This is a genomic window from Rossellomorea sp. DA94, from assembly GCF_029834455.1.
Lineage (GTDB): Bacteria > Bacillota > Bacilli > Bacillales > Bacillaceae_B > Rossellomorea > Rossellomorea vietnamensis.
This window is the reverse complement of the sequence record NZ_CP122397.1, coordinates 944,834-971,402: the sequence shown is the minus strand read 5'-3', so window position 1 is coordinate 971,402 and position 26,569 is coordinate 944,834. Positions and strand designations below refer to the sequence as shown.

Genomic DNA, 26,569 nt, shown 5'->3' with positions numbered 1-26,569 from the left:
CCCCTCTTATAAATTCTTTACTGGAAAAACATATAGAGAGCTAAGATTCTCACGAAAAGGATATGCGTGAATAGCAATAAGAGCATTGAATTGTTTTCAATGCTCTTACTTTTTATTGTTTAGTTTAGTTAGTAAATATCTCCTCTGGATGATCAGCAATGAAATACCATAATCCATCTTCTTCAAGCTTTCCTTTACCCGGCAGTTCCGACGATTCAATCTGTTTCATGGCGTGTGAATAGTTCGTATAAAGTCCCTTTAAGTCCTTCTCTTGTATATTCCATTGAAGATAGGGTGAGACCGTATCAAGCAACTCAAGGATTTTGCCGAAATCGTTCTGCTCAAGGAGCTTATCGACGGATGCCTTGATGACTTTCCGCTGCCGTTCGTTCCGGCCTTCGTCGCCCATGGGGTCCTGTTTTCTCATTCGGACATAGGCGAGTGCTTCGTCGGGAGACAAAGTCCGTTTCCCCTTGGAAAAGTGGTAGCCGTCAAACGTGAAGTCCAGTTCATTGTCGATGGTCAGTTCTCCTACTTCTTTGATGACTCCTTCGAACCCGTTCATATTTACTTTCGCATAATAGTCAATGTTGATGTCCAATAACTGTTGAACGGTCTGCACGGTGAGGCTTGTCCCTCCATATGTGTACGTATGATTCAGCTTGGTGCTTTCCTCTCGGCCCGGGATGGATACTTTGGTATCCCTGGGCAGGCTGACGACCTTCGTTATGTCAGACTTCGGATCAATTTCCACTACCATCATGACATCCGGCCTTCCCTTATCATGTGGCCTTTCATCGACTCCCATCAGCAGGACGTAGATTTTATCGTCTGGTGCAGGTTCTTTCTCTTCATTCCCTGCGTCAGGAACGTCAATCGGCTCATACGTTTCATCGAAGAACGCCCCCACTTTTGAAAAAACAAAGAACAGAAGTCCACCTGATAAGACCGTCAATCCAATCAGGACGGTTATGCCTACTTTCCATTTCTTATTCATTCTTTACAGCTCCTCTTTCGTTAAAATGTTACGGTGTCCATTTGTTCTGTCAGTGCCTTCATGCTGTATCCCTTTTCCGTCAGATCTACGAGAAGCTCTTCCAAATATTCAAGGGTCACATCTTTCTCATGAAGCAGAATGATTTTCGGAGATTCTTGATAAGGAAAATCATTGATCTGTTCCATCACATTCGGAACATATTCTTCGCTTAACAGCCTCCAGTCTTCGCTGTCAATGTTCCAGTCCCACATATGAAATCCTGCACGGTCGACGGCTTCCCGGTAGGCTGGAGTCATATTCGGCACCGATCCGTAAGGGACCCTGATCAGGTTGCTGTGAATTCCGGTGATGGACTCCAAGGTCTCTTGTCCTTTTTTCATTTCACCCACAACCGATTGACTAGATTGATAGAATGCCGCCGCATCATGGGTGACACCGTGCATGCCGACTGCATGGCCTTCTGCCGCCATGTCCTCTACGGAATCTTTAAATCTCTTCATATTCGGTTCAAGCATAAAGAATGTCGCCTTGGCATCGTAGCGTTCGAGGACGTTCAGGATGCCTTCTGTGTTTTCATTCGGACCGTCATCAAATGTGAGGTACACCGACTGGTGTACGGCTTGTTCTTCCTGATCCTGTTTATCCTCGGATGATTCCTCCACTCCAGGCTGGTCGACCGTCGATTCCTCTTGTTGAACCGGTTCATCAACCGTTACAGAATCGACTGGTTCATCTTCCTGAGCCACTTGATCAGGAAGCTCTACGCTTTCCTCTGATGCTTTCTTTTCCACTTTATCAGTTTGCTTTTCGGCAGGCTGCTGTTCTCCGGTTTCTTTCGCCATGACCTTTTCTAAGCTTTCCTGTCCCTCGTTACTTTTCGCTTCCCCTATATCCATCACCCAAATGGTCGATACTAGGATGAAGAGGGCTGACATCAGTGCGAATGTCAGCCGCACACTTTTCTTTAATCGTCTTTTCTTTCTGCTCATGCTTTTCACCTTTCCTCCGGCTGTTTTGATCTACTTATATCTTAAGAGAATGCAGTCCGGAAAGGGTTACTAGGCGGTTACAATGAAAGTGCGAAATTTGTTACTTTCTTGTTACTTTTGTCGAATGGATTTACACTATACTATTGAAAGCAAAGGCTAGGATGTGAAATACAGATGAAAAAAATGATCGTTCTCTTAACGGGGATCCTGTTTGTCACAAGTGGCTGTTCGTTATTTCAGTCAAACTCTTCTTTGATGAAGCCTCCGGAGCTTCCTGTTGAACAGCAGGAACTGAAGCAGGCCATTCAAAGCTTCGTCCCTCCACAGGCGGAGTGGCTCTCTCCAAACGAAGATAAAACGGCAGACACCATCCAGGAGACGGATCTCGATGGAGACGGGGAAGAAGAGTTGATCGTCTTCTACCGACTTCCCGAGGAAACATCTCAAATGGAAGGGATCATCCTTGAGAATAAAAAAGGAAAATGGACGAAGGTCGCCGGAATCAAGGATATTGGGAGGGAGTTGATGAAGGTGGAAGCCTCTGATTTAAACGGGGACGGTACGAAGGAACTCCTGATCGGCTTTTCCTATGCGGCAGAAGCGTCTGACTCTGCCCTCGTCGTTTATGATTTGGAAGGAAAAAAGCCCCACAAGCTATTCGAATCCCAATACAGCGCCTTCTTCGCGGATGATTACAATGAAGACGGCAAAGCCGAGCTGTTGCTTTCTTCCTTGATACCGAACCAAGAGCATACCGTCTCCCTCTATGCCTTCCCAAAAGGAAAATCGGAGAAGGTGGATGAACTGGAGCTCGATCCGTATGTCTATCCTTACTACAACTCGGCGTCTGGCTACGTCACCCCGTCCGTCAAAGGGGCGATATTCGATTCCACTGTCGGGGCCCATTCCTCGACTTCGTTCATCGTCGGTGTGAAAAATAAGAAACTCGTAGAACTTGTCCCAAAAGAATTCAAAGATCAATTATTCCGGGCAACATCCGCCAACAGCGAAGACAAAAACGGGGACGGCATTCTGGAGTTTCCCCTCCTGATCGAGGCGAATCCGGACAAACCGTATGTGGACATGCCGTTCATACATGAGTACTATCAATTATCCGATGACGGCCAACCGCAGTTCACCCTGCGCTCCTATCAGAACTATCCATATCAGTATGAACTGGTGCTGCCGGAAGACTGGCCTGATATCATCATCGAAGCCTCCGACGGACGGAGATATGTCAAATTCCTCTCGAAAGAGGATGGTTCCCTCCTTTTTGATGTGTATGTCGAGGACAAAGACGATACGGAATCCCTCGAAGGATGGAATGTCCTGATGGAAAGCAATCAGTTTGTCTATTTGACGAAATCACCGGTGTCCGAATTTAAGAAGTCCTTTCATCCGCTGTCTTCTGAATAGGAGCCACCGGTTTATTTTCAAATGAAATGCAGGTGTTGGAATTGAAGCGAATCATGATCATTGAAGATGAAGAATCGATCAGAGGCTTCATTGAAATCAATTTAAAACGATACGGATACAGTGTGCTGCAGGTGGACAATGCCGAGTCCGGCATCGAGCAGTTGAAAGAGGAGGATACGACCGTCGACATCGTCCTTCTCGATGTGATGCTGCCCGGAATGAACGGGTTCGAAGCGTGCAAAGAAATCCGGGAATGGAACTCATCCATCGGCATCATCATGTTGACGGCTAAAGTACAGGAGATGGATAAAGTCCATGGATTGATGAACGGGGCCGATGATTATATTTCGAAGCCTTTCAGTCCGAATGAATTGATCGCGAGGATTGAAGCGTTACTGAGGCGGATCCGTCCTGTTGAACCGGAAAAGCCTGCTCCATCGATCTATCTGGATGAAAGCAGGCGCCTCCTGAAGTTGAAGGGAAAGGAAGTCGATTTGTCCCCGGTGGAATATGAGCTGATCAGTACCATCCTGAAAGCAAAAGGGAAAGCCATCAGCCGCCACGACCTCCTGGACCAGGTGTGGGGGATCAATTATATGGGGGACCCGAAAATCGTCGATGTCAACATCAGGCGGATCCGGCGAAAAATGGAAGCAGATCCCTCCTCCCCCCGTTATTTGTTAACCGTATGGGGATACGGATACCGATGGGATGAATCCGGGGAAGGAAAGCATAATGGGAATTAGACGGCGATTACTCATACAGAATCTGACGCTGATCACCATGACAATCCTATTATTCCTCGGCATCGTCACTTCCGGCATCTATCATTATTATTACAACGGCACGGCTGAAATCCTGCAAAATCATGCACAGAACTCGGCCTCATTTGCGAAGCGCTATAGTCATTTATCTGCCTATAACTTGAGGGAGAATCTGCAGGATCTTCAAAGCAACTTCTCCATTGATCAGGCAGAAACACAAATTTTGAGCGGAAGTGGCAGAATCTTATCGTCCTCAAGCGGCTTCATTCCAGGGGGAAAACAGGATTATCCCGACGTGAAAGATGCTTTCTCAAAAGGAGAAGGAACCTGGTTCGGCACCAATCCCGCAACAGGCGAGCGCATCCTCGCCGTCTCGGTCCCATTAGAATCCAGCGATAAAACGATTGGCATCCTCCGCTTTGTCACATCACTCGAAGCGTTGGATAATAATTTTCAAACGATCCTGATCACCCTGTTAGCGATCGGAATCGGCATCCTCGGGATCGTATTCGTGGTCAGTACCTTTTTCTCACGGATCATCACGGAGCCCGTCATCGAATTGACGAACGTCTCGAACCAGATGGCAGAAGGAGACCTGGAAGCAAGGGTGGACGGGCAGTACAAAGATGAATTCCACACCTTGAGCCAGACGTTCAACAATATGGGACAAGAACTCCTCCGAACGGAAAAAATGAAAAATGAGTTCATCTCTTCCGTTTCCCATGAACTGAGGACCCCCCTCACCTCCATCAAGGGCTGGAGCGAGACATTGCAGACCGGAGACCCGGAGAATGTGGAAGAAACCAAAACGGGACTTTCCATCATCACGAAAGAAACGGACAGACTGATCGACATGGTCGAAGAACTGTTGGACTTCTCACGCTATCAGAACGGGACATTTGAAATCAACCCGTCCCCTTTTCATTTTGACCAGCTTGTGAAGGAAGTCGTGCTGCAGCTGGATAAAAAGCGCCAGCAAAAAGAACAGGAGATCATCGTGATCCATGATGAACCCTTGAAACTCGTAGCTGATCAGAATAGAATCCGTCAGGTGCTCATCAACCTCATCGAGAATGCCATCAAATATTCCAGTCGAAACAGCACCATCACGGTTCGTTATGGGAAGGGAGAACATGATCTAACGTTTGAAGTCGAAGATGAGGGCGAGGGAATTGATGAAGAGCACCTTAGGCATGTGTCCACCCTGTTTTATAAAGTGAACGAGAATACAGAAGGAGTCGGGCTTGGACTGGCGATTTGCAAACAAATTATCGAGCATCATCATGGGGAGCTTTTGATTAGAAGGAACAAACAGAAAGGGACGACGGTTGGGTTTACGCTGCCGCTGAAGGTGGGGAGAGATTGATGGATGGTGAAGAGGCAGGCTCTGAATGGGGCCTGCCTTTAATGGATTGAGAATCCAGGTGGCCAGCCCACTGGATCCTCATCGGGACACCGAACCTGTCTCCCTGTCCCACTCTCTCTTCAACTCCAGCAAAGACGGCTGACGCGCTTCCCTGTCATCACTCACAGCTCTCAGCGCCACTTCATATAACCCGTCGCTCAGTCTCCACTTTTCCTTGGAACGATCCTGCTCCCCGCCAAACAACGCAAAGGCGGTTGCCCCCATTACATACACGTTTGTGATCTCATCGATCTCGGCACCTTTCTGGAATTCTTCCGGAGACATGAAGCGTGACGCCCCCCACATCCTGCCCATCCTATTGGTATAAGGGCGTTTGGAATATAGGTCTATGTCGCAGATCAACGTCTTTTCTTTGGAAAAATCATAGAGTATGCTGCCGTCATAGAAATCGATGGCCACATATCCTTTCTCCACTGCATGGATGTGAAAGTCGAGGATATCGCGGAACATGTCAACCCTCGTACTGTCCGGAATCTGCATGAATGTTTCACGTGACCGGGGATACATCTTCCCCATGCACTCCCCGTCACTCCATTCAAAGATGGCGGCAAACCCACCACCGACTTCTTCTCCGCGAATCAATCTCACCAAATGGGGATGAGCCAAATCTTCATATATGTTCACGGCAGACTTCAACGCGGCGATCGCCTCTTCCGGCTCCCCTTCATATCGCGAGGTCGGGGCACCGGCGAATTTGATGAACAGTCTCTCATCACCGTTCAGGACCCCGAAACAGATATTGCCCGAGTCCTGATCGTCATAGACTTTAAAGACTTCTCCGTACTTTTTGATAAAAGAAAAATCAAACGGTGCCTTTAATTTATACGGAATATCATCGATGTACTGAACATAAAAGTCCTCCACATACCATGTCGGCACAGGATTCCTCATCCCGTCAAACCAGCCAATCACTTCCTTCGCCTGCTTCTTCATGACGGCGATTTCCTCTTCACCGAACCTCATCGCCCACGGGATGGATGACAGCATATTGCTGCTGATGTAAAAGGTCATGAGTCGGAAGAATTCCTCCGGCGGTCTTCCGTTAAAATAGCCATCGAGCTGTCCCGTGGCAAAATGGGGACTTGCCGATGCACTGAAGGCGATGCGGTTGAACTCTTCCCACGGATCACCGAAATCATGACGGTTAAAGTCGATGATGGAGAGTTCTCCGTTGTCCGAAATGACCATATTCCCGACGTGGTAATCACCGTGATGGAAGGTTTGCGGACGGCCGGCGAAGAGATGCCGGTTTGCTTCTATGTATTCTAAGATAAGATCGCCGGCTTCGATCTTAAGCGGACAGTCGTGGTACTGCCTGATCTTCGTATCTACCTTGCGATTAAACTTTGTTTGCCACACTTCTTCTTCGGGCGGAGCAGGAGTGGAATGGATCTCCTTGAGATAATGCCCCGCCTTCAGTCCGAGCACATATTGTTCCGTTTCCTTTAGTCTCGGTAGCACATCAGCCGCGTCTTTCCCTTCACACCATGTAAAGAGCGAATACACTTGACCGCCGTTTTCACACAACCCGGACTCAAGGGGCACAGACATCGGAATACCCGTATCAGCCAATCGCTTCATGGCCTCGAACTCGCTCTTCTTACTTTCATACTCAGAACAGTCCGCCGTCCGGAGTAGCAGCCTTTCCCCCGTCTCGGTTTCCACAAAATATTTCTTATCACTCGACCATCCCTTGTTGATCGGGTCGACCTTTTTAAACACGTAATCCGTTTTGATATCAAGCATGTGGCACCTCCAGTGAGCCATGAGTCCCCAGGCTCCATTGTCGTTTACTAGATTGGTAACCCTAATTTTACCAGTTTATATATAAAATAGATAGCTTGTAAAGGAGGTCATGGCATCGACTCCCGGACTTTCTCCCTGAACAGATTAGAAGGATATATCTGGGTGTGTTAAAATAATCCAAGTGAGCATTTTTTATAAAAGATTGGAGCTGTAATAATGAAGAAAAGCAATTGGTTGACCGTCACGACTTTATCAGCGATGGTCTTCGTCGGAATGTCCGCCTGTAGTCAATCTTCTGAGGAGGATGCCGCTAGTAAACCTGAATCCGAAGCGGCTGCAGTAACAAGTACTGATTCGGATGATTCACAGGCTGAAGACACGACGGCATCCAAACAAAACGAAAAGGCTCAGTCAGATGAAACATCCGTTGAAGAGAGTAGTCCGGAAGAGGATCCACTCGTCACAAAGGTGCAAGGAAAACAAGCGTACATAGAAAAACTGGACAACATCCAAAAAGAACTCGATGCCATGCCTGAAAAGAAGGATTCAGATAAAGGCGTCACCAACGCCATGAAAAGCTACTACGGAGTGTCTTACGAAAAATATGACGATGCCTTGAATGAGATTTATGCCCTTCTAAAGAAAGAGCTGTCTCCAGAAGTCATGGCAGAGTTAAAAACGGAACAAGTGCAATGGATCGAGGAAAAAGAAGCGAAAGCAGAGAAGGAAAGACTGAAGTATGAAGGTGGCACGTTCGAAAATGTGGCGTGGTATATCTCGCTATATGAATCGACGAAGGCTCGTTGTTATGAATTGGTGGAGGAGTATATGACGGAGTAAGAGTCAGAAATGAAGGCGGGGGCTTTACTGGTCCCCTGGTCCTCTAATTCTCTATAACCACCTCTCCCTCCCCATCGGATACTCCGGAGACGATAAACGAGTCATCTTCTGCATCGTCACCCGACTGGAAGAAGCCAAATTAAAATCGATCGTGGAAGAATTGGATCCTTCCGCCTTCCTTGCTGTCGCAGATATCAATGAAGTACGCGGGGGACGATTTAAGAAGAGGGACATTCATTAAAAATAGCCGTAAGAAAGTGAGCGTCGACCGAGTGTCGGCGCTCACTTCCGTTTACTCCCACGCATAAATTCATGAACGTATGGGCTGACGAACGCATATAGTATCCCAAAGACAAAAGAGGTGGGAAACTGTGCAGACTGTAGTAAACCTATACTGTATGAAGGTGAATAGCGTCTCTGGCAATGGTTCGATCACCATTGGAGAAGCTGTCCATAACAGTCATACGTCGAATAATAAGTCCCAGGGAATCAACTCTTCCTATGGTGATACTTCCCCTACAGAATCAATGATGGAAAATGTATATATCGATCCAGATGTGAATGATCAATCATCTTTAAGCAATGCGGATTCAGTCAATGCGGGAACACCTTTGCCGGTTCCTGTACCCGTAGACCCAAGAGAAACCGAAGAGGAGGATCCTCATGCCGTATCAGATCAACATATTTAATATCAAAGTCAATGGCGTGACGCAGAACGGGAACGTCGATATCGGTCCGACGGTTCACAACAGTCATACCGCCAATGCGAAACTATTCGGAGCCAACTTTTCATTCGGTGATTTCTCGCCTACCGGCTCACAAATGAATACAGGGGTACTCGATCCGGACGTCAGCGATCAAGACCAAATCGCCAACCCGGCCATCCCTTATACCGTTCAAGTTTAGGCGTTTTCATAAGAGGTGATAATCCATGGATATGGAAAAAATGAAAAAATGGCTGGAACTGACCAACCAATACAAAAGCGATAATTTCTGGAACAGCGTATTCGAAAACAATAACCCTTCCCAGTTCTTTTCTACAGATGACGAATTCCCTCGTTATGATGTGTATCAGAACGAATCCCATGTGTGCATCATCCTGGATGCCCCGGGGATCACCCAAGATGATATTAAGTTTTCATTGAATTCCAATACAAACCTTCTGATAAAAGGGAGGATCAGACCCGTATACCCGAAAGAAATGGAAGTCAAGGCAGAACGGTTCTCAGGGGAATTCGAACGAACGATTCCCCTCCCGGAACCGGCCGAAGCGAAAGCCATCAACATCCAGTTTCTCAATGGCCTCATCCAAGTGGCCTACCCCCGGAAAATAGAAGACGTTTCATTACACGGAGGCTCACAATGAAAAAATACTAAAAAGAATGTGAGAACATGTTGTATACTTACTTTCAAAAAAAACTAACTTCATACATTCAAAAAAGTATGAATGCTGAGCAAAATGAGATGAAAGACAAGATCCAGGCCCTTGAAAAGGAAATCCAATCCTTGAAACAGGGCTTAGCTTCAGACGTCAAAGACACGATCTCCAGCCAGCAGGAACCTGCAAAAATTGTGATTGAGCACTTATCCATTGAAAATGTAAACATCGATCACGCCGACCTGAGTAACAACTTCGGGAATCTCGGAATTAAAGACCTAAAGGGACAATTATACATCGGAACCACATATGACAAGTTAAAACCTCCTGCCACCATAGAAAAAGAGCTATCATCGCCTTCCCATCCCACTCAGAAGCCGGCATCCACTCATCCCTCTCCCACAATTAAAGTAACAACAAGAAAACGTTCGTAGAGACAACTGGGGACATTCCTTTGCGATGGGAATGTTTTTTTAATGCAGGTGACGATTATGGTTTATTACAGAGGAAATCATCAAGCACCATATGCCAATCCCTCAGAATGCTATACGCGACAATATCCTGGAGGGTTTGAAACACAGTTAGATATTCTCAGGAAACAATATGCCATGCTGGATCGAAGGGTATACTCACTGTCCCAGAGGCTTGAACAAGTTGAAAAACAACTCGGGATTATTCGCTAGGAAGCGGGGGGACGGTTCTTCTGCTTCCATGGTCACGATTATAGGAGCATGAGAACCGTCCCCCTGCTCCCCTTAATACTCCTCTACTACCGATTCCCCTTCGCTTTGTTCACGATCCATCCACTTCCATTTTTCATGCAGTCTTATCCGACCATCCTTCAGTATTTCAGGAACAGAGGTGCATTGACCTCCCCTGATTTCATGATTCACGTTCACATGGTTATATCTGAACACTAAGCTGCCATCGTCCTTCACAATGCCAATCAGGGTCCCTTTCGTAATATCTCCCCCACTGTACGTAGCTGAAAGGATCTTTCCTTCTTGCTTATACTCAAACACGGTCTTTGAGGACACCTCACCATTTGTTGTATTCTCAATGGATACGAATGTACGTCCGTCATAATTGATCATTTACCGCTCCTCCTTGTTTTGCAAAATTGGATGGGAACGGACCCTTGCTTAGAAGAAGCAAGGTCCGTCCCTCTTATGTACTGCCTGGAAAAAAGACGCTGAATGTCGTTCCCACTCCAGGTTCGCTTTCCACTTTGATTTCACCCTTCATCCGCTTCACGATCTGATAGCTCACCGTGAGTCCGAGTCCCGTTCCTTTTTCCTTCGTGGAATAATAGGGCCTGCCGAGTACTTTGAGTTGTTCAGGCAGCATGCCGGTTCCGTTGTCCTGAACGATGATCCGCATTCGGCCGTCAGGATGGCGACTCGCAGCAGCCGTGATTTCCCCATTTTCTTTTACCGCCTCGATGGCATTTTTCAAAAGATTGAGGAGGACCTGCTTCACCTCCAGTTTCATCCCTCTGATCATCAAATCTTCTTCAATATTCTTATTGATTTTTATGCTGTTCATCACGGCATAGGTCGTCATGACGTCAACGGATTCATTCATCGTCTCGGACAGACTGAACACCTCGTATTCCTCCGTCTGGGGCTTTGCCAGTGAAAGGTATTGATTGATGACGTCCTGGGCGTGATCGAGTTCCTGGATGCTAATATCGATAAAGCTCTTTTGCTGATCCGTTAACGCTTCTTTCTGCAGGAGCTGCATGAACCCCCTCACCGTCGTCATGGGATTACGGATTTCGTGGGCAACAGATGCTGCCAGCTCGCTCACCACGTTAAACTTTTCCGCTTTGATGAGCTCTTTTTTGACCCTGATCTGTTCCAAGCGGCTTTCAATCAAATAGATCGACAGAATCAAGGTGATCCCTATGATGGAGATGGAGCTTGCCATAAATAAAAGCTGCTCCGTTTCTTGGTGTGTGAGTAAATAAAGGGACCGTGTAACCGGGATGAATAAATAAAAACCTGAAATCAGGAGCATTTTGTTTTTCCAGGATAGCTTTCGATACCAGGTAGATAACGGGATCAGCAGCATACTGTAAATCGCATAATTCACGAGGAGAAACATCCATACATGGTCCGTGAACCAGCCGATGACGAGCATGGCAAAAAATGTACTGATCCCCACTCTCTTCCCTCCATAGAGAAATGAAAGGATCACCGGTATCACTTTAAAATCGTACACATAGCCACTGGAATAAACCAGGGGAAAGGCCATCGTAAACAAGAGAACAACAAGATTCATAAGGAAAAAAGGGACGGGAAATCCTCTAGTATCGCCATCCGATTCACTCGTAAACAGTTGAAATAGAAGAATCGTAAACAGAATAAATACCACATGTAATAGTAAATGATGGACCGTTTCTACCATAATGAATCTCCTTCAGGAAAAAATATCTACTCTAACTCTTCGACACTTTCCCGGGAAATCCTCTCTATGACGTGGCGGTTCGACAGAAGCAGAGGGAGGGTTCCGATGCTTCCATTTTGGAAGCACGAGAACCGTCCCTCTGCTTTTACAAATATCCCTTCAGTGTTTGTTGTAATGTACCCTTTATCTCTACCAAACTGTCAAATTCGACCCCTGAATCCACTATATTTCTAACAAGTTCTACCCGGAGGCCTGTAAGGATCGCTTTGCAGCCCATCATATTGATTCCGCTTAGGATCCTCTCAAATTGAAAAAGGACATCCATTTCCATTTCGGCCGTACCTGATAAATCGATAATCAGGGTTTGAATCTTCATCGAACTGATTTCCATCAACACTTTTTCTACCAATGCATGGACCCGGTAAGAATCGATCATTCCGATCAACGGTAATACCGCAATGGTGCTATTAACCGGGATGATTGGAACCGAAAGATTCTCCACCAATTTTCTGTGCGACCACAACTGCTCATCTTTGTAATCGGAGTAGCTGATAAAGAAATTATTCAGGAATTGATCGACGTTGTCATTGATCCTTTTTTCTAAGTCAAAGAAGGCCTTTCGTGGAGGTTCATCCTCTCCATTCTGCTCATCATATTGATAAAGGAAATGCCAAAGTGTCCTCCTTATGGCATGGACCCATTCCAGTTTGAATGCAAGTGTAAGCGAATGCTGCGCCCATGCAACCCCCTCTACTTTTGCAAATGCAATCAGCTCTTCTTCTTTGTCTTCAACGATGTAGTGAGCGACCAGTTCGGCATTCTTTAACAGATCAATGTTTCCTTTTTCGAGAATATCACTGATTTTCCCTTTGACATTTACAGCCTCAGATAATAGTTTCTGTTGAAAGTCCTCTCTATTGGCCTTAAGGAAGTCCGTTACGATTTCCTTATCCAAGGATTTGTAACTCATCATAACCCTCTCCTTTTTCACCTGAATATTTCTTAATTCGTGTCAACGAAAAAAAAATCCTGCTACAAAAAGGGAGAATTCAAAAAGAAGCAGAGGACGGGAACTTCCACCTTTCTACTCCACCACACCGGTCCTTATGATGACGAATTCTGTGTTTACTTTTACGTTAATGTCCTTATACATGTCATGCCATTTCTCATCCGTCAGGTCGGAATGAGATTCTTTTGTTCGGTATTCTTCACCAAAGCCAAATACGTCCGATTGTTTGGACTGTGAATACTTGATGAGCTGATCGATTTCTTTAGTGATTTTTTTACTGAGTTTTTTTTCAATCAAATCCAGGTTTTTGTTTTCCTTTAAATCAATGTCCCGATTGATTTCCTGCAAGCGCGCATTGATATGGATATTAAGGTCGAAGTCCAAGGAGGCGGGATCGATTAATTCAATATTACTTTTGCTTCTAATTGTATCCAGGGCAATCGCAATATCCGTTGATGGGGGGAGTGAGGGCATGAGCGGTTCTTTCTCCCCATTTTTAAAGGTGATCTCGAAACTCCCCGCTTTAAACCGGTCACTCACCAGTTTGACATAGAAGCTGTCACTCGGGGAAATCCTCCCCACCATCTTGTCTCCTTTCAGTAACGCCATGCCGGTAATATTGATCATTTCATCCTCTAATTTCAATAAGGGCAATACAGGGTCCACTCCAATCGAATAATAATCGTGAAGCGTCTCATGAAGGGTGGGTGAAGGAATGACCTCCCCTCTTATGTTTTGCTCAATTTCCTTATATACATATTGGCCGGCATCAGAAAACTGGGGATACTTATGCTTTAAGAGATCGCCTGCATTCCCTTCTACTATAGCGAGGAATGTTAAATCACTGATGGAATGATCCCGGGAAAACGTATCGGCAAGGTTGATCAAACCATCTTTCGCCACATCCTCTCCGAACAATGCCACACGGAGCTGACCTGACTCAAGCTTCTTGGGAGATTTCAAATTGCTTTCGATTCTTGCTCCTTTACTGGTTAACGACCGACTTGAAATCACATTTGTGCTATCCATTGATTGCGGATCCGTCTCAAGGATCAATGTCGTCGTATTGATCTTTTCACCTTCTCCTTTGTCATATCCCACCGTCGTGATCATCCCAATTTTCTCAAGCGTACTGGTTTCTGCACACGACGTGAGGATGAGAAGGAAGACGAGGGAAAGCGTCATGATGAAAGGCCACTTCATGATTTCACCTCTTTTCGAAAGACTTTTTTCTTCAGCCATACAATAAGAAACAAGAAGACTGGATAACAATAGACCAGGAAGAAGGCCAGCTGGGCAAAAACATTATTCAACTGATTGATTTGCTGTCTGGTCACAAACAGCTGAATACAGCCAAATAAAATAAAGGATAATGCCAAAATAAAGCCCCTTCTCCTTTTTTCACCGAACATGCGTGTCAATCCTCTGGAAGCCGACCAGAGGTACAGCATCAAGTTAGGCAGGATCAGGAGCATCCAGAAGGTGATTGCCACATACTCAAATCGTTCGATAAAAGGCAGCCGGACGATTTTAAACAGGGAGAGTGTCCCCCAGATGGTCCGCTCTAATTGACCGCCGCTGAAATAACTTAGTGTAACAAGCATGATGGCCACATAAAGAAGAGAAGTATAAAGTAATCCGATTTGCATATACATGTGAACCTTCTTCTTCTCTTTTATAAAAGGATAAAACGAATAAATGAGTTCGAAACCGATGACGGTAAAGGTCATGGAATAAGTACCTTTCAGGATGTCAGTTGCACTGGATTCAAGGATGGGCAGCAGGTTGGACCAATGACTGAATTGAAGCGGATACCCCAACAGACCCAAGAGCCATAAGGACAGGAACACGCTGAAGAACGAAACGCCTGCAATAATGCGAAAGCCTCCCAGTACCCCATATAGCACCAGCATCATGAGAGTCAGACTGAGGAACCAGGTCGGCACTTCCGGAAACACCCATGCTTGCAATACTTCAATATAATTTCGCATAACGACCAGGAAGGAGCCCATACAATAAAAGATGTAGAGTGCGTTCATGCAGGTGCCCAGCCATTTCCCGTATACATCCCGCTGGATCCCATATAGATCCGAGCTCTCATAGTAGTTCAGGGTTTTCACCATGATAAAGCCGATGATACAGGTCACCACCCCGGAAAGAGCGACAGAAATCCAGGCATCGTGCCCTGCATCCATATAAATAATCCGCTGAAACCCCTGCACCCCAACTCCCAATTGGACAGAATGGATGATGAACATGACCATGAAAGCATTGAGAAGTGATTGTGGTTGTGGGTGTACGTGAATCTTCATAGCTCCCTCCCTTCTCCTTTAACTGGCCTCATTCATCTCCATCGTACTTACTGGAGTCCAATGGCCTGGCCTGATAAGGACGTTTTGACGTATATTTAAGGGGCAGCCTGAAGATACTGTCCGCCCAATCCCTGATCCGCACAGGATAAAAAGGCGCAAGAAACGGGCTCCCCAGGCTTGTTTGTCTCAAGAGATGAATCAGTAAGAAACAAAAAGCAAACATCGTCCCATAAAAGCCCCAGAACCCTGCCAAAATAATGATCGGGAATCGAATGATGCGAATCACATTCCCCATCATGAAGCTTGGTGTGGTGAAGGAAGCCAACGCCCCGAGAGCCACGATGATAATCAGGATGTTACTGGTGAACCCCGCTTGCACAGCAGCCGTCCCGATGACGATACCTCCTACGATACCCATGGTCTGTCCCACTTTCGTCGGCAGACGGGCTCCCGCTTCCCTCAGCAATTCGATGATAAACTCCAATAACAAGGCTTCGATGATCGGTGGAAATGGGACCCTCGAACGGGATTCACTCAACGGAATCAGTAGGGGCTGCGGAATGATCTCATAGTGAAACGTCAATGAAGCAACATAGATTGCTGTAAAAAAGACCGACAGCACCATAGCAATGAACCGGAGAATGCGTAAAAAAGATGCGACCTGCCACTTTACATTCTGATCCTCCATACTTTGGAAGAACTCAACAAAGGATTGGGGGCATCCAATGACCAACGAACTTCCATCCACCAAAATGACGACCTTTCCATTCAGGAGCCAGGAACAGGCCCGATCCGGACGCTCGGTCAAGATCAACTGTGGAAAAATGCTCAAACTATTATCCTCGATCAATTGCATCAAAAGGGAACTATCCAATACTCCGTCTATTTTAATATTGGAAATACGTTCCGTTACGGTCTGCACCATTTGTTCCGAGGCAACCCCTTCTATGTATAAGAGGGAAACGGCCGTATGGGTTTGCTTGCCCAACGTGATGGATTTATTACATAAGTTGGGGTTCACAAGATATCTCCGGATAAGCGAAATATTCGTAGATAAACTCTCATTGAATCCCAACTGTGGCCCGATGACGATGGATTCATTTTCAGGCTTTGCCAAGGAACGGCTGTCTCCTGAACGGATATTCACGGCCACTGCACTTGGATACCCTTCAAGATGAATCAGTACCGCTCCGCCGAGAAGGCTGCTGACACATGGATTCACCTGGTTCTGAAGCTCTATATTTCCGACATTCAACTTCTTTTTCAATTCGTCGGGTGTAAGTTCTTCCCCACCCAGTTGACTGATGATGTCACGGTTTAACATCGTTTTGTCAATCAGCATATCGAAATAAATGAAGGTCACGCCTGGCCTCGGATTCATCATGATAAGATCTGCGCTTTCATGAAACACAGCTTTTATTTCTTTCGTAAAAGACTCACCTGAACTTGAAATGGGAAGGTCCGGCTTTGGTTCTGTTTCGCCTCCGGTTTCCCCGGGACTTCTTTGTTTCCTGCTAAAGAACATATGTAGCCCCTCCCGTGAAGTAGTAGTACCATCATGGTCTTATCCCGATGGAAATATACTCCTTCTTTGCGGGCATAAAAAAGATGCCTGACCCATTAGCCGGTCAGACATCAGATATGATTTTCCCTCATGAGTAGTCTATGTTATCCACATTCCTATGAATCTCGAAAAAGGAGGTCCGTCCCTCTAATTCAAAGAAAGCTCTTTCCCCTTCTCACCGAGGAGTACTCCCGCTGTTACTATGGCACATATGCCGAGTATGACTAAAATCATAAACACGGTATGGAGGCTTGACTCTAATACATGGCCGCTCAGCTGATCACTCAGCCACAGGCCGGAAACCGCAATACCGATGGATTGGCCGAGGTTCCGCATGAGGTTGAACGTTCCCATGGCAGCGCCCCGGATCTTCCATTCAACAGAAGATTGAACGGCCACCGTGAAAGCGGTCAGGGACAATCCGAAGCCAAAGCCGATCATCGCCGTGACCACCATCATAAGGGGAACGGTCGTATCGGCATGAAATAAGACCAAACCGAGACAACCCGCCGTAATGACGGAAATGCCCATGACCGTGATTTTCCCTATGGAGGTTTTGGCCATCAACCTTCCTGACAGCACAGCAGCGAGAGGCCAGGTGATGGACATCGGCAGCATGGTCACTCCGGAAAGGGTGGCATTTAAACCGGTGACCCCCTGAACCCATAAAGGGATATAGAACGTGACCGCAACCAGAATGAAGCCGTGCAAAAAGCCGGCAATCGTCGAAATCGTGATAAAGCGATTCTTAAACAGCGTCAGTGGAAGCATCGGTTCTTCCGCTTTTGATTCAATCCAGAGAAACAGACTGATTCCAGCGGCCGCCATAATGAGCAATGTGAGTATTCCACCTGTCATATGATTTTGTTCCTTAAGGAGAGTCAACGCATACAGAAAAGCAGTAATACTGATGGCAAACGTGAATATCCCGCTGTAATCGATTTTGTGCTTCTTCTTTTCGATGTTTTCCATTAACGACGTCCATAATAGGAACAGTGAGACGATACCAAATGGCAGATTCATATAGAAGATCCAATGCCATGAAATCGTATCGACAATAAACCCGCCTGCTAGGGGACCAGTGATGCCGGCTATTCCCCAGACGCTGCTCATCCACCCCTGCATCTTTGCCCGCATTTCAAATGTGAACACATCCCCGATGATCGTAAACGGCAGGGTGGTGAGTGCCCCCGCCCCGATTCCCTGGATCAAACGAAACAGGACGAGCTGCTCCATGGATTGTGATAACCCGGAGAGCATGGAGCCGATCAGAAAGATGCTGACCCCGATCGTGAACATGATTCTTCTCCCGAATAAATCTGCGAGTTTTCCGAAGACGGGTGTACTGATGACAATCGCTAATAAATAGACCGAGATGACCCACGTGTACAGCTCACTCCCGCCCAGGTCCTCCACAATCTTCGGCATGGCCGTACTGACGATCGTTCCTTCGATGGCGGTTAGGAACGTGGCAATTAATAGAGCAAAGACAACGGATTTTTGTTTGGTTTCTTGATTCATTTTGTCTGGTCCCTCTCTTGTATGTAAATTCCCGAAATACTAGACTAAGAGTCTTTACTATTAAGCGAAAAACACTATCACACATCTATTTTAACATGAAAGAAGCAGAGGGACGGTTCCTTTGCTTCCTGATAATCGATTATGATAACAGGAAGCAGGAGAACCGTCCCCATGCTTCTTATCCAGCCACTTCCCCAAACTGACTATTATACAGATCTGCATAGAAACCGTTCTGTCTGAGCAATTCTGCATGCGTCCCCTGTTCAATGACAGATCCCTGATCCATGACGAGAATCAGATCCGCATCCTTGATCGTCGACAGTCGGTGAGCGATGACGAAGCTTGTTCTGCCTTCCATCAATCGGTTCATGGCTTGCTGGATCAATAGCTCGGTACGGGTATCGACGCTTGAGGTCGCTTCATCCAGAATCATGATCGGAGGATCGGCAAGGATCGCCCGTGCGATGGTGATCAGCTGCTTCTGTCCTTGAGAAATATTCGATGCTTCCTCATTCAGGACTGTATCATAACCTTCGGGAAGAGTACGGATGAAATGATCCGCATGGGCCATCTCGGACGCCTGCATGATTTCCTCTTCTGTCGCACCCGTCTTTCCGTACGCAATATTTTCCCGGATCGTCCCCTTAAACAGCCACGTATCCTGCAGCACCATCCCGAAGCTCCTTCTCAATTCACTTCGAGGGACGGACCTCGTGTCGATGCCGTCGATCTTGATTTTCCCATCATTCAATTCATAGAATCGCATGAGCAGATTGATCAGGGTCGTTTTCCCGGCTCCCGTCGGACCGACGATGGCAACCGTCTGGCCGGGCTTCACATGAATGTTCATATCGTTGATCAACAAATTCTCCCCATATCCGAAGTCCACATGTTCAAACGCAACCTCGCCTTCCGGACGGGATAAGTGCGCCACGGTTTCTTCTTTCACTTCTTCTTCCTCATCCAATAGCTCGAATACCCGTTCCGCCGCTGCCACCGTTGACTGGATGATATTCGCGATATTTGCCGTCTGGGTGATCGGCTGGGTGAACTGGCGAGTATACGTGATGAACGCCTGGATATCCCCGATGGAAATCGCCCGATTCGTCACGAGGATCCCGCCGACGACACTGATAAGCACATAGCTGATGTTTCCGATGAACATCATGATCGGCATGATGATCCCTGAAATGAACTGGGCTTTGCTTCCAGCTTCATACAGTTCATCGTTCACCGAATCGAATTCGGCGCCGGCCTTCTTCTCATGACCGAATGCTTTCACGACCTGGTGACCGGTGAACATTTCTTCAATATGTCCGTTCAATTGACCGAGGGTTCGCTGCTGATCAGCAAAATGCTTCTGGGACCGTTTCAAGATTGGTCGGATGGCAAAGACGGAAACCGGTAAGCTTACCACGGAAATCAACGTCAATAGTGGACTGATCGAGAGCATCATGATGATGATCCCGACAATCGTCACGATCGACGTGATGAACTGGGTCAGACTTTGTTGCAGCGTACTGCTGATGGTATCGATGTCATTCGTCATCCGGCTAAGGGTCTCCCCGTTCGCACGGCCATCGTAATACTTCAGTGGAAGCTTCTCGATCTTTTGATTCACATCTTCCCTCAAGTCATACGCCGTCAACTGGGCGACACTCGACATAATATATTGTTGAATAAAATTGAACACGCTACTGAATACATAGAGTCCCGCAAGCAGCAGCAGGATCTCACCGATTTTTTCAAAGTCGATCCCTGCACCGGGCACTCCTTGGAACTTCGCATAGGCGCCTTCGAATAATTCCGTGATGGCGTTCCCCATGATCTTCGGGCCGATGATGGCAAAGACGGTACTTAAGATGGCGGCAAAAAGAACAGCGATCAACTGTCCGCGGCGCGGTTTCAGATAACCGAGGAGCCGTTTCAAGGTGCTCTTGAAATTCTTCGGTTTCTGCCCCATCATCATCATGTTGCCGCCGCCTGGACCGAATCCTCCACCGTGACCTCCGCCTCTTTGAGGTTTACGTTCCTTACTCATGCCGATTCCTCCTCTGAAAGCTGTGATGCGACGATTTCCTGGTACACTTCATTCGTGTCAAGGAGCTCACGATGAGTCCCGATCCCGGCCACTTCCCCTTTATCCAACACGATGATCTGGTCGGCATCGATCACCGTGCTGACCCGCTGGGCAACGATGAGCACCGTTGCATCAACGGTTTCCTGTTTCAATGCAGCACGGAGCCTGGCATCGGTTTTGTAATCGAGGGCTGAGAAACTGTCGTCAAATAAATAGATATCCGGTTTCCGGACCAGGGCTCTAGCAATCGACAAGCGCTGTTTCTGACCTCCGGAGAGATTCGATCCGCCCTGCTCAATTTCTGCCTGGAATCCACCGTCCATCCGGCTGACGAACTCCTCCGCCTGGGCGATCCGGGCTGCCTCTGCCACTTCTTCATCATTCGCCTCTTCTTTTCCGAAGCGGATATTTTCTGCAATTGTGCCGGTAAAAAGAGTCGCTTTCTGAGGCACAAGTCCAAGCTTCGACCGGATTTCTTCCTGGGAAGCGTCCCTTATGTCCACACCATTGACCCGGATCGTGCCGCTCGCAATCTCATAAAATCGGGGGATCAGATTGATGAGCGTCGTTTTACCTGAACCGGTCCCACCAATGATGGCCGTCGTCTCACCGGGATTCGCGGTAAAACTGACATCCGACAGGGCAGGCTCTTCTGCACCAGGATAGTGAAACGTGACAGAATCGAACTCGAGGGTCCCCTGTTGAACGTCTGCTGCTTTCGTTCCGTTATCTTTAAAAGAAGGCGTCATTTCAAGCACCTTATTGATTCGCTTCGCCGACACATCAGCACGTGGCACCATGACGAACATCATGGACGCCATGACCAGAGCAAACATGATCTGCATGACGTATTGAATGAACGCCATCAAATCCCCGATCTGCATCCCGCCGTTATCGATCCGGATGCCGCCGAACCAGATGACGGCGACGACGGTCATATTCATGACAAGCATCATCACAGGCATCATGAAGGCCATGATTTTATTTACTTTAATCGATACGTCTGTCAGTTCATGATTCGTCCGCTTCAGACGCTCCTTCTCTTCCGGTTCACGGTTGAAGGCACGTATGACGCGGATACCGGTCAAGTTTTCACGAAGTACGAGGTTCAATTGATCGAGCTTTTTCTGGACGGTCTGGAACAATGGAATCCCTTTATAAAGGATCAAAAGGATCGACCCGACCAATACCGGCATCGTCAGGATGATGACGAGGGATAACTTCGCATCCATCAACACCGCCATGATGATCCCCCCGACGAGCATGATCGGCGCACTGATGATCATCCGGAGCAGCATGATCACAACCTGCTGCACCTGGGTGATATCATTCGTCGTTCTCGTAATGAGGGATGCCGTCCCCACTTCATCGAATTCCTGGAGCGAAAATTTTTCAATATGATAGAAAAGCTTGCGACGGACATCGCGTCCCAACCCGACGGCTGCTTTAGAAGAATAGTAGCTCGCAACGATGGAGGCCACCGCACCGAGAGCTGAAACGACGAGCATGAACCCGCCAATCTTCCATATATACGGGATGTCCCCGACGACGACCCCTTTGTCGATGATGTCAGACATGAGGGTCGGTAAGTAAAGGGTCGACATGGATTGAATGAAGATCAACACGAAGATCCCGACGACCATCCATTTATATGTGGATAAGTGTTTCAAGAGCTTAATCATGTGGCATCCTCCTCTTTCCCTTTTTTATCAAAATAGTCGGCAATCCTCTCATGGGCCTCCAGAAGTCCGGCGAACTCTTCTTCGGACAACGTTTCGACGGCCCCGGCCGTCAGCTGATGAATGCTGCCTTCCTGCTTGTGGATGCCTTTTAACATCGTCTCCCCCTGATGGCTGAGGGAAAGAAGCATTTCCCGGCGATTGTCTTCTACCTGCTGCCGGTGGAGGAATCCTGCCTGAACCAGCCCATCGACGGCTTGACTAAGCGTGCTTTTTGGCAGGAAGGTCCTCTCCCCGATCGTCTTCTGAGTCAGCTCTCGCTCAGGGGCGATCGTCACCAATATCGTATATTGCGGGACGGATAAGCCGTTGTCTGCAGCCGTTTTCTGAACGAACCGCATCATCGTCTTATTCACCCTTGAAAAGGAACGCAATAATTGCAGTGCAGGAGTGATCTGCTGATTCCCCATGATATGCCCTCATTTCTAATGGTTAATATAATGAACTGTTCATAATGGAACTATATTAGTCTATTCCATTTGCCGGAGATAGTCAAAGGGAGAGATTCGACAAAATGTGGAAGAGTGCAGAGGTCCGTCCCTCACCTTTTACCATGGTGGATTCATATACTTTTTCATAAGGAGGAGTGAGGAATGAATCATGAGCTAGAGAGGAAAGGCTTGAATGGAAAAGCGGTGGCGTCTATCTTACTGGGGATCTTGTCCGTTGTGATGGTGATTTTTCCTATTGTAGGAGCGACTCTCGGTTTGGTGGGATTTACACTAGGGGTGTTCGGGCGGCGTGAAGTCAAGCAGAATGGCCAGGAGGGGAAGCATCTGGCCATTCTGGGGATCATGTTCAGTTTGGCGGGCATATTGTTCTCCATCTGCTGGGTGGTCATGTCGTATATGACGTTTTCTGGCATGAATTCTTTTTGAAAAGGTGAGGGAACTTCCTTATTGGGACGTTCCCTTTGTTATTTACCGGTTGGAGGATGGAACCTCATTGTGGTTTCCGGAGATTAGCTGGAAGCAGAAGAACCGTCCCCCTGCTTCACCTTCGCTACCCCCATGGCAAAGTGGCGGAACAGGATATTTTCGACCAGTTCTCCTTCATCCTCTTTGCAATCGACAATCATGATGAGTTCGGAGTGAAAGCCTTTCAGCACTCTTCTTCTCTTTTTCAAAACGAGCTCTGTAAAGAGACGGATGGCGAACCCGACCAGAAATCCGACTGCGGCCCCGATCAGTCCCCAGTAAATCGGTCCCCACGCCAACTCAAATCCGATACTGGCCCCGATCACGGCACAAGCCGTCGACAAGGCGGCTCCAATATCTATCAAGGACGTGCCATCTGACCTCTTTAATGTGTCAAATATCTTTCGCTCCTCCTTCATATTATCCAGTGGAACAACGAAGATGTTTTCTTGAGGAATCCCTTTTTTCTCCAATGTGGCAACCGCCAACTCGATGTGAATGGTGTGTTCGAATGTTGAGAAGAGCTGCATGGTTCACTTCACCTTCTGTCCTTTTAATACACGAAACGAGGGGGACTGGTAATTTTCCAAATAATATTTTCTCTGATTCTTATCGTACAATTTATTATTCTCAACCGTGTTCATATAGGAATCAAAAATCGAAAAACCGTACAACGAAGGAAAAAACAACAGCCATTCCGGCTCCAGTACGGCAGTCGCCTTCCCAATCTCACCCAGAAACAAAAGGGAAATTGCTTCAAGACCGTGAGAATAGTAAAAAAACACTACCGTCCAAATGATGACAAAGAATGCCGTCACAATCCGATGGATGTAGAGCTGTCCGAGACCGGGAATAAACAGCGACCAAAGCACGGCCATCACCGGATTTCGCTTATCCAGATAATTGATCTCCAACGCTCCGATACTGAACGTATTAAACCGGTGCTCTTCACGGTCAGCGAGGATAAAGACATTATTCAGGTCCACTGTCGTCCGGTAGCTGTCCCAAATACCAAAGATGTACACAGGGATGTAAATCAACAACCATTGTGTGTCCAAAACATCCTTTGCTTTCTCTATTTCTCCCTGAAAAGAATAAATCATGGCAAGATTGACATTGGACTGAATGTTGACAATAACCTCCCAAATGAACAGAACAAACCCCCTGAGATACTTCGATAGTAGAAGGTGACCGAATCCTGGAAAGGCCGCGCTCCACCATGCCACAATATAAGGATTACGCAAGTGGATTTGAGTAGTGCCCAAAAGACTTACATGAGCCCGGTACCACCTGGCCGTATTATCGTTCGAATAATTTTGCATAGTTCACCTTTATGATCAGACATCCATAACATTTATTCCCATATGAAACTTCTTTTATTCGAAGCGCGGGGAAGCAAAGGGACGGTTCTCTTGCTTCCATCCACTCTTTAGACAAGAAGCTAGGTTAACACACAATCATTCCATGTTTGTCCTGCTTACACTAATATGGAAGAACAATAAAAAAATAGAGGAGGTAACCAAATGTACAAAGGTCAACAAAACTGTCACTCCGGTCAATGCGGATATCCACAAGTATCTCCTGCCATGCAGATGCCTACACAGGTGATGCCAGCCCAATATAGTCCTGTGAAACAATTCACAGAAAATCAAAACCAGGAAGTTCAAATCCCGATGGTCCACCCTAGCCACACCACTCAGGTGCAACACACTCACTATAAATACATCCATTCATTCCCGCACACCCAATCCGTCGTACAATCTACGTCCTGCGAACATGTCTGTGCACCATGTCCGCCAAGACCCAGGCATCGGAGATTTTGGTAATAAACGACCCTCTCTGAAAAGCTGTCCCCCATTCCGGACAGCTTTTCTACATAAAAAAGGACCCTCTTTTATTCAAGAGGGGAGCATGGGGACGGTTCTTTTGCTTCCAGAATCATGTGGGGTTGGAACTTTGAAAATCAATCATCATGCCTCCGTGTCGAATACCCTTTATTAGAGCCACTTTTCTATTCACTCTGCTCCCTCATATACGCCCGATTCCTCCATTTAAACATAAAATAGGTACTCAAAAATAGAATGAGACCAACTTTATTAAAAAGGAAATAAACGTTCGCTATATCCCTAAACGAATCAATCGGGTAAATACCACTCAGAAGCAACGTTGGGAAAACCGTCACCAGCATGACCAGATAATGAACGAGTATCTGTTGGATGAATCGCCATCGCTTTACTTCATAGATGACACTTGCCACTCCGAGGAAAAATGCGATCAGACCGTAAAGGAATAACTGCTTCGAAATCGCTGATGTTCCTTCGAATTGCGTCCACATCAGCGAAGTGACGGTGAAAAGAATAAACGGGATGAGACCTCTAATTAATCCTTTTTTCAGTAGATTCATTGGTTTCCTCGCTCGTTTTCAAAGTATAGTCATTCCAAGCATAATACGTAATCCAAAACGCAATCACGACCAAAAAAGAATATCCCCAGTTATCCTCAGGAAGGATGAAGAAGAGTCCCAAAGTTGTTAGAAGAAATGGTGGCAAGAGAATCCAGTAACGCTTATTTCTATATGGGTTCATAAAGGTATGCCTCCTATTAGCTTTTACTCAAGATACGAAACCGAATTGTAAAAAGTTTCATATTCGGGAAGGTCCGTCCCTCTTCAGAACAAAAAAAGTGGCCTTCTTCAAAAAGAAAGCCTACCTTCCAAACCTCAACTCAACTTCACCGGGGAATGCAAATCATCAGCATCCCGGTAGGACCGATAGGAAACGAATCTCTTTCCATCTTTCGATCCATCCAGATGCAAAATACGGCCAGCCCTGGTTTCCAGGTAGAAATCATGCCTGTCCAGATTCAGTCTGAAAAAGGAAAATGAGTTCCCCAGCAGATTCTTCTTCGTTACGTGGGACTCAGGATTCAGCTGAATAAAAACCGCAAGCTCCTGTACGGACGATGACGGGATATCTGCCATCGAATAGTACGACCCTTTCACATTATCCTTCAACTTATGCATGGCTGCACGTGCCTTATCTTTTAACCTCTTACCGTCAAATTCCATACGTCCACTCCTCACTCCGTTCCTATTAAGAAGAGTCCCCTATCTGTAAGAGAATCATCCGTCATCAAGATCAATTCATAAGAACTTTACTGATGAGGTCCGTCCCTCAGAAGCTAAAAGATCACTTGTATTCCCTGCCAAAGCAGGACTCCACAGCCAGCCATGACAAAGACAATATTGGCGACCATTGACTTCTTATTGCCATTTCTTTTATCTTCAATCGCATCAAACAACCCCTTAGAAATCCAAAAAACAATCATCACTGACCACCCAATGCGGTCATTTGTTGGATCTTCATCGAATAAATACCTTACAAAAATGAACAGGATGATCACCAGTGTGAGTGTTCGAAAGGTATTCCATTTCTTTGATGGTGCTTCTTTCTTCAATATGAT

29 protein-coding genes and 1 pseudogene are annotated in these 26,569 nt (G+C 46.7%); 11 read left to right on the top strand and 19 right to left on the bottom strand.

What is annotated here, in order from left to right; all coding sequences use genetic code 11:
• Positions 1 to 124 precede the first annotated feature (124 nt).
• Both P8596_RS05095 and P8596_RS05090 read right to left on the bottom strand, forming a co-directional pair.
• The gene (locus P8596_RS05095; protein ID WP_279726262.1) at positions 125 to 997 is read right to left on the bottom strand and encodes an LCP family glycopolymer transferase; all 873 of its coding nucleotides are present in this window, start codon (positions 995 to 997) and stop codon (positions 125 to 127) included.
• A gap of 20 nt (positions 998 to 1,017) precedes the next feature.
• Positions 1,018 to 1,986, bottom strand: coding sequence for a polysaccharide deacetylase family protein (locus tag P8596_RS05090; protein ID WP_279726260.1), 969 nt, complete (start codon positions 1,984 to 1,986; stop codon positions 1,018 to 1,020).
• Between the two features lie 174 nt (positions 1,987 to 2,160).
• On the opposite strand from P8596_RS05090, the gene P8596_RS05085 reads away from it, so the two are divergent.
• The 3 genes from P8596_RS05085 to P8596_RS05075 are packed head-to-tail and all read left to right on the top strand — an operon-like array spanning position 2,161 to position 5,532.
• Entirely contained in the window at positions 2,161 to 3,402 is a 1,242-nt protein-coding gene (locus tag P8596_RS05085; RefSeq protein ID WP_279726259.1) for an FG-GAP repeat domain-containing protein, read from the top strand.
• 41 nt (positions 3,403 to 3,443) lie between these two features.
• Positions 3,444 to 4,148 (top strand): response regulator transcription factor, encoded by a 705-nt coding sequence (locus tag P8596_RS05080; protein ID WP_279726258.1) that lies wholly within the window; start codon positions 3,444 to 3,446, stop codon positions 4,146 to 4,148.
• Complete coding sequence (locus tag P8596_RS05075) at positions 4,138 to 5,532, top strand: sensor histidine kinase (protein ID WP_279726257.1); 1,395 nt, start codon at positions 4,138 to 4,140, stop codon at positions 5,530 to 5,532. Before P8596_RS05080 ends, P8596_RS05075 begins: the two co-directional genes overlap by 11 nt.
• A gap of 78 nt (positions 5,533 to 5,610) precedes the next feature.
• On the opposite strand, the gene P8596_RS05070 is transcribed toward P8596_RS05075, so the two are convergent.
• Entirely contained in the window at positions 5,611 to 7,338 is a 1,728-nt protein-coding gene (locus P8596_RS05070) for a phosphotransferase (RefSeq protein ID WP_279726256.1), read from the bottom strand.
• Between the two features lie 216 nt (positions 7,339 to 7,554).
• Between P8596_RS05070 and P8596_RS05065 the strand changes: the two genes are divergently transcribed.
• The 6 genes and pseudogenes from P8596_RS05065 to P8596_RS05040 all read left to right on the top strand — a co-directional run bounded on the left by P8596_RS05065 (position 7,555) and on the right by P8596_RS05040 (position 9,990).
• Entirely contained in the window at positions 7,555 to 8,178 is a 624-nt protein-coding gene (locus P8596_RS05065) for a lysozyme inhibitor LprI family protein (RefSeq protein WP_279726255.1), read from the top strand.
• A gap of 79 nt (positions 8,179 to 8,257) precedes the next feature.
• A pseudogene (locus P8596_RS05060) lies at positions 8,258 to 8,419 on the top strand (DUF2179 domain-containing protein); the annotation flags it as partial.
• Positions 8,420 to 8,576: 157 nt separating this feature from the next.
• Positions 8,577 to 8,867 carry a spore germination protein gene (locus P8596_RS05055; RefSeq protein WP_254653225.1) on the top strand — a complete coding sequence of 97 codons (291 nt, stop codon included), beginning with the start codon at positions 8,577 to 8,579 and terminating at the stop codon, positions 8,865 to 8,867.
• A complete protein-coding gene (locus tag P8596_RS05050; RefSeq protein WP_224520951.1) occupies positions 8,842 to 9,084 on the top strand; it encodes a spore germination protein in 243 nt (80 codons plus the stop codon). Before P8596_RS05055 ends, P8596_RS05050 begins: the two co-directional genes overlap by 26 nt.
• A 25-nt stretch (positions 9,085 to 9,109) precedes the next feature.
• Positions 9,110 to 9,544: an Hsp20/alpha crystallin family protein gene (locus tag P8596_RS05045; protein WP_279726253.1), complete on the top strand. Its 435-nt coding sequence runs from the start codon at positions 9,110 to 9,112 to the stop codon at positions 9,542 to 9,544.
• 26 nt (positions 9,545 to 9,570) lie between these two features.
• Positions 9,571 to 9,990 carry a hypothetical protein gene (locus P8596_RS05040; RefSeq protein WP_224520953.1) on the top strand — a complete coding sequence of 140 codons (420 nt, stop codon included), beginning with the start codon at positions 9,571 to 9,573 and terminating at the stop codon, positions 9,988 to 9,990.
• Between the two features lie 321 nt (positions 9,991 to 10,311).
• On the opposite strand, the gene P8596_RS05035 is transcribed toward P8596_RS05040, so the two are convergent.
• The 10 genes from P8596_RS05035 to P8596_RS04990 all read right to left on the bottom strand — a co-directional run bounded on the left by P8596_RS05035 (position 10,312) and on the right by P8596_RS04990 (position 22,600).
• Positions 10,312 to 10,650, bottom strand: a complete 339-nt coding sequence (locus P8596_RS05035) for an avidin-fold protein (RefSeq protein ID WP_279726251.1) — start codon at positions 10,648 to 10,650, stop codon at positions 10,312 to 10,314.
• Positions 10,651 to 10,723: 73 nt separating this feature from the next.
• Complete coding sequence (locus P8596_RS05030) at positions 10,724 to 11,965, bottom strand: ATP-binding protein (RefSeq protein WP_279726250.1); 1,242 nt, start codon at positions 11,963 to 11,965, stop codon at positions 10,724 to 10,726.
• Positions 11,966 to 12,110: 145 nt separating this feature from the next.
• Positions 12,111 to 12,935 carry an STAS domain-containing protein gene (locus P8596_RS05025; protein WP_481900336.1) on the bottom strand — a complete coding sequence of 275 codons (825 nt, stop codon included), beginning with the start codon at positions 12,933 to 12,935 and terminating at the stop codon, positions 12,111 to 12,113.
• A gap of 114 nt (positions 12,936 to 13,049) precedes the next feature.
• On the bottom strand, positions 13,050 to 14,177 hold the full coding sequence (locus P8596_RS05020) for a Ger(x)C family spore germination protein (RefSeq protein WP_254653220.1): 1,128 nt from the start codon (positions 14,175 to 14,177) through the stop codon (positions 13,050 to 13,052).
• Entirely contained in the window at positions 14,174 to 15,286 is a 1,113-nt protein-coding gene (locus P8596_RS05015) for a GerAB/ArcD/ProY family transporter (protein WP_279726247.1), read from the bottom strand. Before P8596_RS05015 ends, P8596_RS05020 begins: the two co-directional genes overlap by 4 nt.
• 28 nt (positions 15,287 to 15,314) lie before the next feature.
• On the bottom strand, positions 15,315 to 16,811 hold the full coding sequence (locus tag P8596_RS05010; RefSeq protein ID WP_254653219.1) for a spore germination protein: 1,497 nt from the start codon (positions 16,809 to 16,811) through the stop codon (positions 15,315 to 15,317).
• 186 nt (positions 16,812 to 16,997) lie between these two features.
• On the bottom strand, positions 16,998 to 18,371 hold the full coding sequence (locus P8596_RS05005) for an MDR family MFS transporter (RefSeq protein ID WP_279726245.1): 1,374 nt from the start codon (positions 18,369 to 18,371) through the stop codon (positions 16,998 to 17,000).
• 178 nt (positions 18,372 to 18,549) lie between these two features.
• Positions 18,550 to 20,412 (bottom strand): ABC transporter ATP-binding protein, encoded by a 1,863-nt coding sequence (locus tag P8596_RS05000; protein WP_279726243.1) that lies wholly within the window; start codon positions 20,410 to 20,412, stop codon positions 18,550 to 18,552.
• On the bottom strand, positions 20,409 to 22,133 hold the full coding sequence (locus tag P8596_RS04995; protein WP_279726242.1) for an ABC transporter ATP-binding protein: 1,725 nt from the start codon (positions 22,131 to 22,133) through the stop codon (positions 20,409 to 20,411). Before P8596_RS04995 ends, P8596_RS05000 begins: the two co-directional genes overlap by 4 nt.
• Positions 22,130 to 22,600 carry a MarR family winged helix-turn-helix transcriptional regulator gene (locus tag P8596_RS04990; RefSeq protein ID WP_279726241.1) on the bottom strand — a complete coding sequence of 157 codons (471 nt, stop codon included), beginning with the start codon at positions 22,598 to 22,600 and terminating at the stop codon, positions 22,130 to 22,132. Before P8596_RS04990 ends, P8596_RS04995 begins: the two co-directional genes overlap by 4 nt.
• A gap of 183 nt (positions 22,601 to 22,783) precedes the next feature.
• Between P8596_RS04990 and P8596_RS04985 the strand changes: the two genes are divergently transcribed.
• Positions 22,784 to 23,068: a DUF4190 domain-containing protein gene (locus P8596_RS04985; RefSeq protein ID WP_279726240.1), complete on the top strand. Its 285-nt coding sequence runs from the start codon at positions 22,784 to 22,786 to the stop codon at positions 23,066 to 23,068.
• A gap of 83 nt (positions 23,069 to 23,151) precedes the next feature.
• Here the strand turns inward: P8596_RS04985 and P8596_RS04980 are convergent, their stop codons facing one another.
• The gene (locus tag P8596_RS04980; RefSeq protein WP_279726239.1) at positions 23,152 to 23,637 is read right to left on the bottom strand and encodes a hypothetical protein; all 486 of its coding nucleotides are present in this window, start codon (positions 23,635 to 23,637) and stop codon (positions 23,152 to 23,154) included.
• A gap of 3 nt (positions 23,638 to 23,640) precedes the next feature.
• Positions 23,641 to 24,429, bottom strand: coding sequence for a hypothetical protein (locus tag P8596_RS04975; protein WP_279726238.1), 789 nt, complete (start codon positions 24,427 to 24,429; stop codon positions 23,641 to 23,643).
• A gap of 201 nt (positions 24,430 to 24,630) precedes the next feature.
• Here P8596_RS04975 and P8596_RS04970 point away from each other — a divergent pair, with 201 nt between their 5' ends.
• Positions 24,631 to 24,933 carry a CotD family spore coat protein gene (locus P8596_RS04970; RefSeq protein WP_279726236.1) on the top strand — a complete coding sequence of 101 codons (303 nt, stop codon included), beginning with the start codon at positions 24,631 to 24,633 and terminating at the stop codon, positions 24,931 to 24,933.
• Between the two features lie 185 nt (positions 24,934 to 25,118).
• Here the strand turns inward: P8596_RS04970 and P8596_RS04965 are convergent, their stop codons facing one another.
• The 4 genes from P8596_RS04965 to P8596_RS04950 form a co-directional block, all read right to left on the bottom strand.
• Positions 25,119 to 25,511, bottom strand: coding sequence for a DUF3021 family protein (locus P8596_RS04965; protein WP_279726235.1), 393 nt, complete (start codon positions 25,509 to 25,511; stop codon positions 25,119 to 25,121).
• Entirely contained in the window at positions 25,483 to 25,692 is a 210-nt protein-coding gene (locus P8596_RS04960) for a hypothetical protein (RefSeq protein WP_279726234.1), read from the bottom strand. Before P8596_RS04960 ends, P8596_RS04965 begins: the two co-directional genes overlap by 29 nt.
• Positions 25,693 to 25,826: 134 nt before the next feature.
• A complete protein-coding gene (locus tag P8596_RS04955; RefSeq protein ID WP_279726233.1) occupies positions 25,827 to 26,174 on the bottom strand; it encodes a hypothetical protein in 348 nt (115 codons plus the stop codon).
• Between the two features lie 113 nt (positions 26,175 to 26,287).
• Positions 26,288 to 26,563 carry a hypothetical protein gene (locus P8596_RS04950; protein ID WP_279726232.1) on the bottom strand — a complete coding sequence of 92 codons (276 nt, stop codon included), beginning with the start codon at positions 26,561 to 26,563 and terminating at the stop codon, positions 26,288 to 26,290.
• Positions 26,564 to 26,569 lie beyond the last annotated feature (6 nt).

Coding starts and splice junctions, on each gene's coding strand:
- P8596_RS05095 (WP_279726262.1), bottom strand. CDS start 997: ATGAATAAGAAATGGAAAGTAGGCATAACCGTCCTGATTGGATTGACG.
- P8596_RS05090 (WP_279726260.1), bottom strand. CDS start 1,986: ATGAGCAGAAAGAAAAGACGATTAAAGAAAAGTGTGCGGCTGACATTC.
- P8596_RS05085 (WP_279726259.1), top strand. CDS start 2,161: ATGAAAAAAATGATCGTTCTCTTAACGGGGATCCTGTTTGTCACAAGT.
- P8596_RS05075 (WP_279726257.1), top strand. CDS start 4,138: ATGGGAATTAGACGGCGATTACTCATACAGAATCTGACGCTGATCACC.
- P8596_RS05070 (WP_279726256.1), bottom strand. CDS start 7,338: ATGCTTGATATCAAAACGGATTACGTGTTTAAAAAGGTCGACCCGATC.
- P8596_RS05065 (WP_279726255.1), top strand. CDS start 7,555: ATGAAGAAAAGCAATTGGTTGACCGTCACGACTTTATCAGCGATGGTC.
- P8596_RS05055 (WP_254653225.1), top strand. CDS start 8,577: ATGAAGGTGAATAGCGTCTCTGGCAATGGTTCGATCACCATTGGAGAA.
- P8596_RS05050 (WP_224520951.1), top strand. CDS start 8,842: ATGCCGTATCAGATCAACATATTTAATATCAAAGTCAATGGCGTGACG.
- P8596_RS05045 (WP_279726253.1), top strand. CDS start 9,110: ATGGATATGGAAAAAATGAAAAAATGGCTGGAACTGACCAACCAATAC.
- P8596_RS05040 (WP_224520953.1), top strand. CDS start 9,571: ATGTTGTATACTTACTTTCAAAAAAAACTAACTTCATACATTCAAAAA.
- P8596_RS05035 (WP_279726251.1), bottom strand. CDS start 10,650: ATGATCAATTATGACGGACGTACATTCGTATCCATTGAGAATACAACA.
- P8596_RS05030 (WP_279726250.1), bottom strand. CDS start 11,965: ATGGTAGAAACGGTCCATCATTTACTATTACATGTGGTATTTATTCTG.
- P8596_RS05025 (WP_481900336.1), bottom strand. CDS start 12,935: ATGAGTTACAAATCCTTGGATAAGGAAATCGTAACGGACTTCCTTAAG.
- P8596_RS05020 (WP_254653220.1), bottom strand. CDS start 14,177: ATGAAGTGGCCTTTCATCATGACGCTTTCCCTCGTCTTCCTTCTCATC.
- P8596_RS05015 (WP_279726247.1), bottom strand. CDS start 15,286: ATGAAGATTCACGTACACCCACAACCACAATCACTTCTCAATGCTTTC.
- P8596_RS05010 (WP_254653219.1), bottom strand. CDS start 16,811: ATGTTCTTTAGCAGGAAACAAAGAAGTCCCGGGGAAACCGGAGGCGAA.
- P8596_RS05005 (WP_279726245.1), bottom strand. CDS start 18,371: ATGAATCAAGAAACCAAACAAAAATCCGTTGTCTTTGCTCTATTAATT.
- P8596_RS05000 (WP_279726243.1), bottom strand. CDS start 20,412: ATGAGTAAGGAACGTAAACCTCAAAGAGGCGGAGGTCACGGTGGAGGA.
- P8596_RS04995 (WP_279726242.1), bottom strand. CDS start 22,133: ATGATTAAGCTCTTGAAACACTTATCCACATATAAATGGATGGTCGTC.
- P8596_RS04990 (WP_279726241.1), bottom strand. CDS start 22,600: ATGGGGAATCAGCAGATCACTCCTGCACTGCAATTATTGCGTTCCTTT.
- P8596_RS04985 (WP_279726240.1), top strand. CDS start 22,784: ATGAATCATGAGCTAGAGAGGAAAGGCTTGAATGGAAAAGCGGTGGCG.
- P8596_RS04980 (WP_279726239.1), bottom strand. CDS start 23,637: ATGCAGCTCTTCTCAACATTCGAACACACCATTCACATCGAGTTGGCG.
- P8596_RS04975 (WP_279726238.1), bottom strand. CDS start 24,429: ATGCAAAATTATTCGAACGATAATACGGCCAGGTGGTACCGGGCTCAT.
- P8596_RS04970 (WP_279726236.1), top strand. CDS start 24,631: ATGTACAAAGGTCAACAAAACTGTCACTCCGGTCAATGCGGATATCCA.
- P8596_RS04965 (WP_279726235.1), bottom strand. CDS start 25,511: ATGAATCTACTGAAAAAAGGATTAATTAGAGGTCTCATCCCGTTTATT.
- P8596_RS04960 (WP_279726234.1), bottom strand. CDS start 25,692: ATGAACCCATATAGAAATAAGCGTTACTGGATTCTCTTGCCACCATTT.
- P8596_RS04955 (WP_279726233.1), bottom strand. CDS start 26,174: ATGGAATTTGACGGTAAGAGGTTAAAAGATAAGGCACGTGCAGCCATG.